10 protein-coding genes are annotated in these 13,392 nt (G+C 56.4%); 3 read left to right on the plus strand and 7 right to left on the minus strand.

All coding sequences use genetic code 11. From position 1 onward, the window contains the following. Positions 1-11 precede the first annotated feature (11 nt). Positions 12-2,447, minus strand: coding sequence for a GcvT family protein (locus K1718_RS05600; protein ID WP_265682914.1), 2,436 nt, complete (start codon positions 2,445-2,447; stop codon positions 12-14). A 62-nt stretch (positions 2,448-2,509) separates the two neighbouring features. Next, entirely contained in the window at positions 2,510-4,087 is a 1,578-nt protein-coding gene (locus K1718_RS05605) for a trimethylamine methyltransferase family protein (RefSeq protein WP_265682916.1), read from the minus strand. 260 nt (positions 4,088-4,347) lie between these two features. Here K1718_RS05605 and K1718_RS05610 point away from each other — a divergent pair, with 260 nt between their 5' ends. Together K1718_RS05610 and K1718_RS05615 are read left to right on the plus strand one after the other, a co-directional pair. Beyond that, on the plus strand, positions 4,348-5,265 hold the full coding sequence (locus tag K1718_RS05610) for a phosphotransferase (protein WP_152499995.1): 918 nt from the start codon (positions 4,348-4,350) through the stop codon (positions 5,263-5,265). A gap of 57 nt (positions 5,266-5,322) precedes the next feature. Beyond that, a complete protein-coding gene (locus tag K1718_RS05615) occupies positions 5,323-6,369 on the plus strand; it encodes an ABC transporter ATP-binding protein (RefSeq protein WP_265682919.1) in 1,047 nt (348 codons plus the stop codon). A gap of 1 nt (position 6,370) precedes the next feature. Here the strand turns inward: K1718_RS05615 and K1718_RS05620 are convergent, their stop codons facing one another. Together K1718_RS05620 and K1718_RS05625 are read right to left on the minus strand one after the other, a co-directional pair. Beyond that, the gene (locus K1718_RS05620; protein ID WP_265682921.1) at positions 6,371-8,071 is read right to left on the minus strand and encodes an ABC transporter permease; all 1,701 of its coding nucleotides are present in this window, start codon (positions 8,069-8,071) and stop codon (positions 6,371-6,373) included. A gap of 121 nt (positions 8,072-8,192) precedes the next feature. Then, positions 8,193-9,173 (minus strand): ABC transporter substrate-binding protein, encoded by a 981-nt coding sequence (locus K1718_RS05625; protein ID WP_265682924.1) that lies wholly within the window; start codon positions 9,171-9,173, stop codon positions 8,193-8,195. Positions 9,174-9,436: 263 nt separating this feature from the next. Here K1718_RS05625 and gndA point away from each other — a divergent pair, with 263 nt between their 5' ends. Continuing rightward, positions 9,437-10,861 (plus strand): NADP-dependent phosphogluconate dehydrogenase, encoded by a 1,425-nt coding sequence (gene gndA, locus K1718_RS05630; RefSeq protein WP_265682926.1) that lies wholly within the window; start codon positions 9,437-9,439, stop codon positions 10,859-10,861. A gap of 134 nt (positions 10,862-10,995) precedes the next feature. Here the strand turns inward: gndA and K1718_RS05635 are convergent, their stop codons facing one another. The 3 genes from K1718_RS05635 to K1718_RS05645 all read right to left on the minus strand — a co-directional run bounded on the left by K1718_RS05635 (position 10,996) and on the right by K1718_RS05645 (position 13,295). Beyond that, entirely contained in the window at positions 10,996-11,985 is a 990-nt protein-coding gene (locus tag K1718_RS05635) for an aldo/keto reductase (RefSeq protein ID WP_265682927.1), read from the minus strand. Positions 11,986-12,132: 147 nt separating this feature from the next. Continuing rightward, complete coding sequence (locus K1718_RS05640) at positions 12,133-12,555, minus strand: thioredoxin family protein (protein WP_265682929.1); 423 nt, start codon at positions 12,553-12,555, stop codon at positions 12,133-12,135. Positions 12,556-12,578: 23 nt separating this feature from the next. Beyond that, positions 12,579-13,295, minus strand: a complete 717-nt coding sequence (locus K1718_RS05645; RefSeq protein ID WP_265682930.1) for a cytochrome c biogenesis CcdA family protein — start codon at positions 13,293-13,295, stop codon at positions 12,579-12,581. Positions 13,296-13,392 lie beyond the last annotated feature (97 nt).

The raw sequence follows: 13,392 nt of genomic DNA on the forward strand, positions 1-13,392 counted from the left end.
TGCCGGTGCGATCACATGCGCATGCGGTCAGCACCGGGATCGAACAAGGGGTCGGGATTGATTGTCGCTTTCCGGCGCTCTCCGAGGATTTCGATTTCGAAGGCGCCTTCGTCCAGATTCTTGGCCAGTTCCGCAGGCACATATCCTTGTGCGAGTGAGCGGGCGACAAAATGTGCATAGCCGCCTGACGTGACCCAGCCGATCACTTTGTCTGCATGCCAAATCGGTTCATCGCCCATCACATCGGCATCACCGGTCTCGACGACAAAACTGACGCGCAAACGATTTGGCCCTTGGTCATGTTCACTCTGAGCAGCGTTCTTTCCGATGAAACTTTCCTTGGAAAGTTTCACAAACCGCCCAAGATCGGCTTCGTATGGGCCGTAGATCGGGCGGAATTCGCGAAACCAGGTGCCGAAGTTCTTTTCAAGACGCATGGCCAGCAATGCACGCATTCCGAAGTTCCGGATGTCGAATTCGGCTCCGGCGTTCATCAGGGCTTCGTACACCTGCCGTTCGTATTCGGGTGCCATCCAGATCTCGTATCCAAGGTCACCGGTATAAGAGATCCGATTCACCTTGCAAGGCGCGTTGGCGACGTCCATTTCGTGGAAATCCATAAAGCGGAAAGCTTCATTTGAAACGTCTTCGCCCGTGACCTTTTCAAGGACTTTGCGGGCATTGGGTCCGGCTATCGACAACCCGACCCAGCCTAGATTGATGGCCCGGATCTGCACCGACCCATCTTGCGGCAGATGCTGTTCGAACCAGCGCAAATGATAGATTTCAGCCTGAGATGAGCCGAACATGAAGAACCGGTCTTCATCTGCCCGGGCAATTGTGAAATCACCGATCAGCTTGCCGTTTTCGTTCAACATCGGGGTCAGTATGATCCGCCCGATCTTCGGCATGGTGTTTGTCATCAGGTGTGAGAGATAGTCTTCGGCACCCGATCCGGTAACTTCGTATTTCGCAAAGTTTGCGATTTCAGTGATGCCAACGCTTTCACGCACTGCACGGCATTCGTTGCCGATATGTTCGAAATCGTTTGATCTTCGGAAAGACACCACATCCTTCGCCTCGGTGCCTTCCGGTGCGAACCAGAGCGGCGTTTCAAGACCCCAGCTGTCCCCCATGACTGCTCCCTGAGCGAGCATCCTGTCGTAGAGTGGCGTAGTCTGGTGCGGGCGTGCAGCGGGCAGCTCTTCGTTGGGAAACCGGATACGGAAACGGCGTCTGTAATTCTCTTGGACCTTCGCGTTTGTGTAAGACAGCGTGGCCCAGTTGCCGTAGCGCGCAACATCCATGCCCCAGATGTCATAGCCAGGGTCACCATTCACCAGCCAGTTCGCAAGTGTCAGGCCGACGCCGCCACCTTGGCTGAACCCGGCCATGACACCACACGCTACCCAATAATTGCGCAGGCCGCGTACCGGGCCGACAAGCGGATTGCCATCCGGAGCGAACGTGAACGGGCCATTGATGATCTGTTTGATGCCGGCGGACTGTAGCGCAGGAAAGTGTTCGAACCCGACTTCAAGCTCGGGCGCTATGCGATCCAGGTCCGGAGCGAGCAATTCGTGGCCGAAATCCCAAGGTGTCTGGCGCGGGCTCCAGGGCCTGCAGTTCTGCTCGTAAGTTCCGAGCAACATGCCCTTGCCTTCCTGACGTGTGTAGATCTCGCCGCCAAAATCAAGAACACCAATCAGTTCCTTGCCGGTAGCCGCATTGTGTGCCGTCACCTCAGGCATTTCATCGGTCAGGAGATACATGTGTTCCATAGCCAGCACAGGAAGTTCCAGTCCGACCATGCGTCCACACTCTCGCGCCCAGAGTCCCCCGGCATTGACCACATGCTCTGCACGAATGGTGCCTTTGTTCGTGATCACGTCCCAGGCGCCGTCCTGTGTCTGAACCAGCTCTTCCACCTTGGTGTGCCGGTAAACGGTCGCCCCGTTCACACGTGCGGCCTTGGCATAGGCGTGGGTCGTTCCGGACGGGTCGAGATGACCTTCAATCGGATCCCATAGCGCTCCGATGAAGTGTTTTTCGTCCAGGATCGGAAACATGGTTTTGGCTTCGGCAACGGAAATCAATTCCAGTTCCATGCCGAGATACCGCCCTTTGGCCTGAGCCAGTCTCAGGAAATCCATGCGTTCCGGCGTATCGGCCAGCATGACGCCGCCGGTCAGGTGCAGGCCGCAGGATTGGCCGGAAATTTCCTCCAGTTCTTCGTAAAGGTCGACCGTATAGCTTTGCAGTTGCGCGACGTTAGGGTCGCCATTGAGTGTGTGGAAGCCTCCCGCCGCATGCCAGGACGAGCCGGATGTCAGCTCGTCCCGCTCGACCAGCGTCACGTCGGTCCATCCGAGTTTGGTAAGATGGTAGAGCACACTGCAGCCAACGACACCGCCGCCAATGACAACTACTTGTGTGTGGGTTTTCATTCATTCTGCTCCGCAACGGCCTGCGCCAAAATTGGCGATCAGGTCGACATCTGACGTGGGTACTAAAAATCGGTAGGTGCGCCGCCTTCGGCTTTCCGCCTTTCGACAAAGGCAGTGATTTCTTCATCAATGGCCGGATCGATAGGCGGTGCCTCGTAGGCTTCGAGCGCTTTTTTGTAGAGTGTGTTCGCCTTGTCGAAAGCGATTGGGCTGCCTGCTTCGGCCCATGTTTCGTAGTTGCGCCAATCGGAGACAATCGGGGCGTAAAAGGCGTCCTTGTAACGGGCCTGTGTGTGTTCGGTTCCAAAGAAATGTCCTGCCGGGCCAACATCCCGGATTGCATCAAGTGCAAGGGCATCTTCCGAAACATCCAGAGGTGTCAGGTACTCCTGGATTTTCTGCAGCAGATCGATGTCCGTGATGAATTTCTCAAACCCTGCACTGAGACCGCCCTCGAGCCAGCCGGCGGCATGTTTGATCAGATTGCCCCCGCCGTTTATTGCTCCCCATTCCGACAAGGTGGTTTCGAGTGCAGCCTGATAGTCTACCGTGTTGGCCGCACAGACCCCCGAGGTGCGATAGGGCAGGTTATAGCGTCTGGCGAGTTGCCCTCCGGCAATCGCGGCTTTCATGTATTCCGGAGTGCCGAAAGCCGGCGCACCGGACTTCATGTCCACATTGGAAGTAAAGCCGCCATAGACCACCGGGGCTCCCGGACGTACGAGCTGGGCGAAGGCGATGCCGGCAAGGGCTTCGGCGTTTTGCAGCGTAAGTGCGCCTGCGATCGTCACAGGTGCCATGGCACCTGCAAGGGTGAACGGCGTGACGATGGAAACCTGGCCGGCTTTGGCCATCTCGATCAGGCCCGTCAGCATGGGTGTATCAAGACGCAACGGTGACGAGGTGTTGATGACGGTCAGAACGCTTGGTGTCTGCACAAATTCTTCAGGCGACAGGCCATAGCCGATACGTGTCAGCTCCAGACCATCGAGATTGCGTTCCCGCCCCAGCGAATAGATGTGAAACACCTTATCGGTGAGGCGCAGCATGTCGGCAACGCAATCGAGATGGCGAACGGACGCGTGGATATCAACGGGTTCAACCGGGTATCCCATCATGCAATGAATGATGTTGAAATGCTGGGAAAGTTTCAGGAAGTTGCGGTAGTCCTGCTGGTTTCCAGCACGTCGGCCCCTGTCCTTGTCCACTGCATTGGGCGCGCTTGCAACACAGGAAAAGGCAATCGCATCGCCGCCGATCTGAAGATCATGTGCCCTGTTCCTGGCGCGAACGGTAAACTGGCTTGGTGCCTTGGCGACAAGCTCTTCGACCATGGCGCGATCCATTCGCACACGGTCTTCGCCGGGTTTTATGTCGGCACCAGCAGCTTTCAGCCATGCCTTTGCGTCTTCGTGGAGGAAATCAATGCCGATTTCCTCCAGCACGCGCATGGAAGCATCGTGAATGGCCTCCAATTCGTCCTCCGAGACCACTTCGAGAGGTTTGAAGCGATGACGGGGTTGTTTGAACGGCTTTTGCGGAAACAGGTCCGGACCGCTCTTGTCACCACTTCTGCGCCGCCGTCCACGGCGGGCAGGCGGTGCCTCGGTCTGGGAAACGGCTTCGATTTCGCTCGTCATTGCTTCGCTATCCGTTGTCTTGGGACTTGCCGGCGTTGGCGGAATGGCCAGGGCAACCGGGCGACAGGCCTGTCGCCACGATCTGCAAGCTTAGTTGAGGAGCCGCTTTTTACGGGCAGTCTCAGTGCGACGGAGAGTGCTCAAACTCCGACATCGGAGAGAGTGAAAGCGACAGGCCTCCTCAGCAGAAAAACTTTGGCTTGACGGATCGGGGCGATCAAAGCGATCAGAACGGGGCGTTATTTTTCAATGAGGTTTCGGTGAAGGAGCAGCTCTCCGATAGTTCCCTGCTGGGGTTCCTGGAAACGCAGTTGCCTGAGGCAGACTGGGACAACGCACGTTTGCGTCCTTTACCGGTTGCCTATACCTGCCGCTTCTGGCGTCTTGATGTGCCGGGCCGCAGCTATGTGATCAAGGAATTCTTCCCCGAAGCTGAAGACAATCCGCTCTTTCCAACATTGCCAAGGCAGGAGGCTGATGCTCTTGCCGTTCTTTCCCGACACCAATTATCACCAGAGTTGGAAGCCTTTGCGGTCAGCCCGGCTGGAACCCCGGTGCTGGTCTATGGATATCCGTCGCCCGAACACAACGAGATTGATGTTTCTGAAGCCGCTGCCCTCATCGGGCGCTTTGCCGCTCTCAAAGAACCGGGTCAGGGCCACCAAACGGTCCCAGCGGGATATCACGAGGTGCTGAGCCGCGGTGATGCCATGTTGGCGGCGATCCCTCAGAGCCGCAAAGCCGCCAATCTTAAAAGGCTGCGCCCTCAGGACAATGCGGTTGAACAAAAGCCTGTCGAAAGGTCGCTGGTTCATCGCAGTTTTTGTCTTGGCACCATTCTGGCAACGGGCGAGGGTGCGAGACTGATCGACTGGCAGTTCGCGGGTTTGGGTGATCCGGTTGAAGACATTGTCGGATTTGTCTCACCAGGTCTCGCAACTCTTTACGGACTTCACCCACTGGTCGCACATGCGGAAGACATGTTCCTGCAGGCCTATCCGGTTCAGCAAACTGTTCAGCGCTTCTTGGAGGAGCGTGTCGGCTACCATTGGTGCTTTGCCGCTTATTGCCTATTCCGACATGAAACGCTCATGACGAGCAATGCACCTGCGGCGCGGGCCTATGGACGGGCCCTGGAAGAAGAAGTCGACCTGATGCTACGTCTCCGGGCCAGGTAACAGGTGTCACTCCGCACGATGTAATGATCCTGTCACAAGACAGCGATACCGGAGGGCATGTCCATCCGTCTTGATGCCGTGTCCAAATCCTTCGGTGACCACAAAGTTCTGAATGACGTTTCGCTGTCGATCGAAGACGGTACTTTCTTTGTTGTTCTTGGTCCTTCCGGATGTGGCAAGTCCACCTTGTTGCGCACAATTGCAGGCCTTGAGCCCATCGATGCCGGTGAGGTCTTGCTTGACGGTCGAAAGGTGGCGGGCGAGAGGTTCCATGTCCCTCCCGAGCAGCGCCAGGTCGGGGTGGTCTTCCAGTCTTATGCACTTTGGCCACATTTGAGCGTCGCGGGAAACGTTGCCTTTCCTCTGGAAGCTGCGGGCAAGGGGCGGTCGGTTGTTTCTGCCCGTGTTGATGACTGTCTGGAGACTGTCGCTCTTTCCGAGTTTGGGCAAAGGAAACCGGCTGAATTGTCGGGCGGACAGCGCCAAAGGGTTGCGCTTGCGCGTTGCCTTGCGCAAGGGGCAGGCACGGTACTCATGGACGAGCCGCTCGCCAATCTGGATCCGCACCTCAGAGGCGTCATGGAAGAAGAGCTTTCAAGCTTCCACAGGGCCAGCGGTGGAACGACACTTTTCATTACCCATGATCAGCGCGAAGCAATGGCGCTGGCCGACAAAGTGGCTGTGATGTGGGACGGCAAAATTCTTCAGGTGGACGATCCTGACACCTTGTATCGAAGGCCGATGTCGAAAGAGGTCGCGGGCTTTATTGGCCGAAGCACGCTCTTGCCCGTGAGCATCAACCGTGTTTGGGAGAACCGGGCAGAGATCGGTTTTGGTGGCATTGAATTGGCAGTTGAGTGTCCGCACAATGCCGTCCCCGGACAAGGCACGTTGCTGCTTCGACCAGAGCATATTGTTCTGGCAAGCAGCTCATCTGGTTTTGAAGCCCGTGTGGTTCGGACGGTCTATCGCGGGGGTATCTGGGACGTCTTTGTTTCGATGCCCGGTTTGGACCAGCACTTGATGATGTCGCTTCATCGACAGGCTGCTCCGGGAGACAGGCTTCGTCTCGACGTTCTTCGAGGCTGGGTGTTGCCAGCCTAACTCAATCCTTCCAGGGAATGGTGCCGTTTGGAACGCGATTGGCCAGAACGTTCATGGCCAGCATGATGAAGATGGTTGCACCTACCACAACGGCTGACATGGCGGCTGCCAGTGTGGTGTAACCGCCGTCTTCATAGTTGAAGATAGTCGTTCCGATGGTCTCGTTTCCCGTTGACCAGAGCAGCGCTGATACCGTGACTTCATTGTAAGCCGTGAGAAAGACAAGGATTGCACCGGAAGCTGCGGATGGTGCGGCTAGAGGAGCAAATATCTTGCGCATGCGCCTGAAAAACCCGGCTCCCGATACCCGTGCCGCATCGTCCAGAGAAGCGTCCATTTGCAAAAATGCGGCCATGACAGGCTTCAATCCAACCGCAAGAAACACGGAGACATATGCAATCAGGATGATCCAGATCGTGCCATAGAGCGAGATACCAAGAAAAGGGATCGGTCGGATAAAGGCCAGAATGAATGCGATCGACATGACAAGGCCCGGAACCGCAAAAGCGATTTCCGACTGGGTCAACGCCAGTCCGGCCAAGCGCCTGTTTCCTGAACTTCTGTGAGCAAGATAATAGCCGAGAAGCAAACTCACAACGGCGATGACAAATGCGCTTAGCCCGGCAATCAATGTCGAATTGGCAAATGCCCTGATCGTGACCGTCTGGCGCCAGAGAACTTCGGTGAAGTTGTCCCATGTCAGGGTTCCGAGCGACAGCGGCAGGCCGTAGGTCTTCACCAAAGACGTCGCAAGCAGGGAAGCTGCCGGAAGCAAGAGCACGCCGGCGACAAAGACCCAGACGATGCCTTCGACAAGGAACCGCTTGGCGCCGAGTGAAATCGCCAGAGGGTTCTGCGGCAGCCCGATGAGGCTTGCGCGCATGCGGCGCTGCAACAAGCTTTGTAGAAAAATGGCGGCAAGCGCGACAAATGCCAGGATGACGGAAATCACGGCGACATTGGGTAGAATGTCCGGTCCGAAGCTGGCCAGGCGCCGCCACACGAGCACCGGCAAGGTTGTGTAACGTGCCGGAATGCCGATCAGCGCATTGATGCCGAAATTGCCAAGCGCAGCAACAAAGGCCAGCGCAAATCCGGCCAAGAGCGATGGGCCAAGGAGCGGAAGCGTTATCCGGCGCAGCATCAAGGCAGCGCTAGCACCGGAGATGCGGGCGGCATCGGAAAGCTCGCGCGGAAAGGATCGCAAGGCAGCGCGGACAAGCAGAAAAACGAGTGGACTGTGCTGCAGCGTCAGCAAAAGCACCAGGCCTTCGCGTGAATAGAGCGGATGTGTCGACCCCAGTTCGGGTGCCAGGCCCAACCATTGTAAAACAGGGCTGGCGGGGCCGAGCGCCTGTATCCAGGCTATGGCTGTGACGTGCGGTGGGATCATCATCGGCAAGAGGATGAGGAAGACCAGCAGGCCTTTCGCGCGAATGTCGGTCAGGCCGATGAGCAGAGCGAGGCAAGTTCCGAGGATAGATGCGCCAAGTGCTGACCAAAGGCTACTCTCAATGGAATGCCAAAGCGCCCGCTGGACCGAGCGGTTCTGAATCGCCTCCAGAAGCGGTCCAAGATCCAGGCTGCCTTCACTTGCCAGTCCGGTTTTGAACAACAACAGTAGTGGCAGGCCGCATACTGTCGTCGCACCGACCACAAGCAGCAATAGTGTTGTTTTCTCAGGGGCAAGCTTTGAAAGCATGCGTCTTCAAATTACTCTGTTTTTGTTGCCCAGGAATGCAGCGCATATGGACGCAAAGGCAAAAAGACAACGCAGGGCGAGAAAGTCCGCACTGCGCTGTCTTTGGTGAAGGGATGTCTTTTCAGCCGCCGAAGATTTCGCTGAACTTCAACTTGTTGGCCTGATCTTGTTCAAGGGCCGTGACCGGGTCAAAGTCCATCAGTTTGATCGTATCGCGTGCTGGAAAGCCGTCTGGTGCTGTCACTGCCGGATGTGCGGGCAGATACCCTTGCGAGGCAGCCAGTTTTTGACCTTCCTCAGAGATAAGGAAATCTACAAAGGCCTTAGCAGCGTCGGGGTTTTGCGCAGTGGTGAGAATTGCGACCGGCTCCGTCACTGCAGAGACACCTTCTTCCGGGAACACAAATTCAACCGGGGCACCCTTTAGTTTTTCGCGGATTGGCAGGAAGTCGACTACAAAACCGTACAGTTTCTCACCGCCGGCGATCGCCTTGTAAGTTCCGCCGTTGCCGCCCTTCGGATTGGCACCTTGATCTGCAAGGCCTTCGTAGAAAGCCCAGCCCAGATCTGGATTGGATGTCAGCGCAGTCATATGGATCGTAGCGGCACCGGATGTCAGCGGTGACGGCATCGCCAATTTGTCCTTGGCTTGCTCTTTCAGGAGATCCTTGTAGGACGTCGGCTTCATCGGCGCGTTTGTGTTGTAGACGATGCCCGTGGTGATCAGCTTGGTGGAGAAGTAGGTTTTGTCTTTGTCCATGATCGCCGGGTCATACGCAGCAACGTCTGCGCCCTCGTGCACCATCAGGCGGCCTTCTTGTTTCAGGCCTTCCATGGTGACCATATCAGCGATCAGCAGGACGTCCGGTTTCGGTGCTCCCGCCTCGAATTCGGCGCGCAACTTGGCCATCATTTTGGTGGTGCCATCGCGAACCCATTCGACTTCGACACCCGGATGCATTGCAGAGAACGCGTCGACGGTTGCCTGTGCGTCGGCATTCGGTTGTGACGTGTAGAGGACGAGTTTGCCTGTTAAATCCTCAGCGTAGGCGGAAACGGACGCCGCAGCGAAGAGGCTGGCTGCAATCAGAAGCTTTTTCATTTGACAGATCCCTTTGGCTGAGCCGCGTTGGTTGTTGCGGTCAGGCAATCGGGTATCAGTCTTGTGTGACAGATTTTTTCGACCGACAGGCAAATAGATGCGACCTTTCAGATTCTTGCGCGAGATCTGGTGTTTGCCGGAGTTCTCGGCCTGAAGGGCGTTCCTCAAATTGTGTTCGCTTGTATGCAAGGATTGCCGGATGCGCACCGGTCCGCTATCACCGCTGCACACGGTTCTAAATCGATTTGAGAAAGGCGTTGTTCATGAGCTCTGAAAGTGCTGTCGCGGAAATCGGGCTGATTGGTCTTGGCACAATGGGCGGCAACCTCGCGCTCAATATTGCCGAGAACGGATTTCAGATCGCGGTCAATAACCGCACCACCGAAAAGACAGATCAGTTCATAGAAAAAGCCGGTGCTCTTGCTGACAAGCTTGTACCGACGAAAACGCTTGAGGAATTCGTTGCCTCCATCAAATCGCCGAGAGCTGTCATTTTGATGGTGCCAGCCGGCGAGGCTGTCGATGCACAGATTGAAGCGCTGCGCCCTTTGCTTGATAGCGAAGACCTGATTATCGACGCTGGCAATGCCAACTATCATGATACCAACCGCCGGGCGTCAGAGGCGGCGGAAAAGGGACCCCGCTTCATGGGTATTGGTGTGTCTGGCGGTGAAGAAGGCGCGCGTTTCGGTCCGTCTATCATGGGCGGTGGTGCGAAGGATGCATGGGACCAGGTTGGCCACATTCTTGAAGCCATCTCAGCAAAACACGAGGACGAACCTTGTGCGGCCTATCTCGGAGAAGCGGGCGCGGGCCATCTCGTGAAAACCGTGCATAACGGTATTGAATATGCCGACATGCAGATGATCGCTGAAGTCTATGGCGTTATGCGCGACGGCTTTGGAATGAACTCGTCTGAAATCGCGCGCGTTTTTGAAAAGTGGAATGGGGGCATCCTTCAATCCTACCTGATCGAAATTTCAGGGAAGGTCGCCGGGACCGCTGATCCTGAAACCGGCCGACCGATGCTCGACATCATTTTGGACAAGGCCGGGCAGAAGGGTACCGGGCGCTGGACCGCAATCGAGGCCTTGATGCTTGGAACACCGGCCAGCGCCATTGAGGCTGCCGTCGCGACGCGAAATATGTCGGCACGATTGGACGAGCGTAAGGCCGGGGAAGCTGAATTCGGCGCCGCACCCAGTGAAATGGACCGGGAAGCCGTGACCATCGATGCTTTGGAAGCAGCACTGGTTGCCGGCAAGATCGTTTGTTATGCGCAAGGGTTCGGGCTGATCCTGGAAGCTGCACGGCAATATGGCTGGGCGATGCCGTTGCCGCAAATTGCGCGTATCTGGCGCAATGGCTGTATCATCCGTTCTGCCATGTTGAACGACATGTCTGCAGCACTTGCTGATGATTCAGAACGCAATCTGATGCTGGCTCCGTTCTTCTCAGACAAGCTCAAGGAAACAGAGGCAATGCTGCGTCAGGTCGTGGCACAGGCAGCACTTCACGGTCTGCCCGTTCCGGCCCTTTCAGCGGCACTTTCCTATTTCGACATCATGCGCACCGGCAGGTCGACTGCGAACATGTTGCAAGGTCAACGCGACTTTTTCGGCGCACACGGCTTTGAACGTACAGACAGGGATGGCGGCGGCTACCACGGTCCTTGGGCAATGGGCTGACCATACGGTCTGAAGGTTCTTCAGCGCAGTTCATTTGGTTGATTGAAACAGGACACGGCGGCCAGTGTGGCCGCCGTGTTTTTTATAGGCTGTTGGAATTTATCGAACTCTCATGACGTCTGAGCTACGCCCATTCAGAGTTCCTTTTCTACATAGTCCTCGTGCTTTGGTCCGATGAGGGTGTCGATTTCTGAAACAATGGCTTGCGGGAGTGCCCCGAATTCCAGGGCCCCTGCAAGTTCCTGGATCTGGGCGACCGTTCGGGCACCAGGCAAGGGAAAATTGCGATCCGATTTTGCCCAGAGCCAACCAAGTGCGCCCTGTGGCAAGGATCTGCCATTTGACTGGAGCAGGTCGCGAACTGTATCCAGTTTTTCCAGAAACTCGGCGTTGGGCTTGCCGTCCTTGTAGTAGGTCAGCCACATCTGTTCCGTTGATCGGATGTCATCTTTAGGCATGACAGAGCCTTTCCGATAGTTTCCGCCCAGCAGACCCATCGCCAAGGGAGAGCGAATGAAGGCAACAAGGCCTTGGTGCGCGATCGCTTTGCGGATTTTGGGTGTATCGCAAAAGACGTTCGTGCCGTGTTCTATGGCTACCACACCGTCTCTCCTCGACAAGGCTTTGACATTGCCTGTGAAGTCAGTGCTCCAGCCATAGCCTCGGATCTTTCCTGCTTTGCGCGCTTTTTCCATCTCTTCGAAAATGGGCATCGCGCGATCGACCGGCAGTGAATTCAGATGGAGAAGGACAATGTCGAGGCAGTCGCGCTGGAGTCTTTCGAGGCTGTTTTCAATCGCTGGAAGCACGCTGTCCGGACTTGCCTCTTCGCCAAGAATTTCCTTTGTGGTCTCGTCGATTGCCAGGCCCAATTTGCTGACGATCATGGCGTCGGGACGATTGACAAGAGCTTGGCCGAGAAGCCTCTCCGCATGTCCAGCGCCGTAAGCTGCGGCCGTGTCGAATAGGGTAATACCACCGTCCAGAGCGGCGTGAATGGTGCGAATGGATTCAGAGTCGTCGCTGTTTGAATATCCGAGCGGACGCCCGTCCTTGAACATTGGGCCGCCGATTGGCCAACACCCCATCCCGAGTGGCGAGATCTCTTTTGAAAAAATATGCATGGCTTTTTCCTGTCGTTTCGACGGGAACGTGCCATGCACATCATTGCGCATCCATAGAACAATCTGAAACCATCGTTTCAGGATTGAAACGAACTCCGCGGAACCGCATCACAGCGATTGCGAAACGGTTCGTGGCATGTTCAGATTTCAGCTTCCTGCCTGGAGGCCTGTGTCCATCAGCGACTTGATTTGAGCTTCGCTCGTGCCGGCGACAACACGTCCGAGCTCCTGATTGCCTTTCAACACGAGCAAAGTGGATCTGCGCGGGATTTTCCGCGAAGTCGTGACTTCGTGCTGCCGGTAGTCATCCCAGTCGACACGAACAAAAACCATCGCCTGATCGTAGGCCGGGTTGGCACCGCGAAGAGCGTTGATCACACGCTCCTGCCGGGCACAGGTTCCGCACCATGACGCTGCGTAGTCAACGAACACCGTCTTGCCTGCAGAAAGCTCTTTTTCGATAAGGCCGGGAGCATAGTCAAGGGTTTCGCTGGCAAATGCGGTGCCGGGCAGAACTGTTGCCGTTAGTCCGGCTGCAGCGGTTGAGAGGAGAAAGTGACGGCGGTTCATCGGGTATCCTTTCCAGTAAAGGGTCAGAAACGAACAGACAGGTCCTGAAGCCAGATCGGCATGACGCTCATCGCCCAGGCATCGACCATGTGATGGACGTTGAAGATCAACAGCACGCCGACTGTCAGGAATACGAGGCCCATGATGGGTTTGGATCTTTCGGCCAGGCCGCGCAACTTGTTGGTTCGATTGCGCAGAGTTTCACCGGCACCCAGTCCCAACCCGACGATCAGTGTCGACACACCGAGAGCGAAGAAGCACATAATGAGTGCAGCCCAGGTGAGACTTTCTCCCTGTGAAGCAAGAGCAATTGCGCCACCCAGTGTCGGGCCGATGCAGGGCGACCAGACGGCACCCAGAAGGATGCCGCCAAGAAACTGACCGCGCAGGCCGCTTGTGTCGGTAGATTGCATTTTCTGGCCGGCGGAACCGGAAAAGCCTGCTGCTGCAAGCTCAAAGCGTTGGCTGAATGCAGGCACCAGCAAAACAAGACCGAAGACGATCATCAACGTTGCGCCGACTTTGGACATCAATTCTTCCGTCAGGCCGATGGCGTAGCCAAGCGTGGCAATCAGCATGCCAACGGTGACGAAGGAAACGCTCATGCCTGCGGCAAGCGCGATAGGAGCGCGCCGGTCGGCGTTCAAAGCGGATGCCAGAACGATGGGCAGGACCGGCAGGACGCAGGGATTTATGAGCGTCAAAAGGCCTGCGAGATAAGCGAGTGGAAGTTCAAGCATATGGTCCGGGCAGTGCTGGTCTGTTGATCACAAAAGCCGGCCGGTTGCTGCCGGTCGGCTCTGCACCGTAGATAGGTCGGTGCCGGGTTTCTGTCCG

Source organism: Roseibium porphyridii (assembly GCF_026191725.2).
Lineage (GTDB): Bacteria > Pseudomonadota > Alphaproteobacteria > Rhizobiales > Stappiaceae > Roseibium > Roseibium porphyridii.

Bases quoted from the DNA above. Each gene is read 5' to 3' on its own strand.
- K1718_RS05600 (WP_265682914.1), bottom strand. From the start codon at position 2,447: ATGAAAACCCACACACAAGTAGTTGTCATTGGCGGCGGTGTCGTTGGC.
- K1718_RS05605 (WP_265682916.1), bottom strand. From the start codon at position 4,087: ATGACGAGCGAAATCGAAGCCGTTTCCCAGACCGAGGCACCGCCTGCC.
- K1718_RS05615 (WP_265682919.1), top strand. From the start codon at position 5,323: ATGTCCATCCGTCTTGATGCCGTGTCCAAATCCTTCGGTGACCACAAA.
- K1718_RS05620 (WP_265682921.1), bottom strand. From the start codon at position 8,071: ATGCTTTCAAAGCTTGCCCCTGAGAAAACAACACTATTGCTGCTTGTG.
- K1718_RS05625 (WP_265682924.1), bottom strand. From the start codon at position 9,173: ATGAAAAAGCTTCTGATTGCAGCCAGCCTCTTCGCTGCGGCGTCCGTT.
- gndA (WP_265682926.1), top strand. From the start codon at position 9,437: ATGAGCTCTGAAAGTGCTGTCGCGGAAATCGGGCTGATTGGTCTTGGC.
- K1718_RS05635 (WP_265682927.1), bottom strand. From the start codon at position 11,985: ATGCATATTTTTTCAAAAGAGATCTCGCCACTCGGGATGGGGTGTTGG.
- K1718_RS05640 (WP_265682929.1), bottom strand. From the start codon at position 12,555: ATGAACCGCCGTCACTTTCTCCTCTCAACCGCTGCAGCCGGACTAACG.
- K1718_RS05645 (WP_265682930.1), bottom strand. From the start codon at position 13,295: ATGCTTGAACTTCCACTCGCTTATCTCGCAGGCCTTTTGACGCTCATA.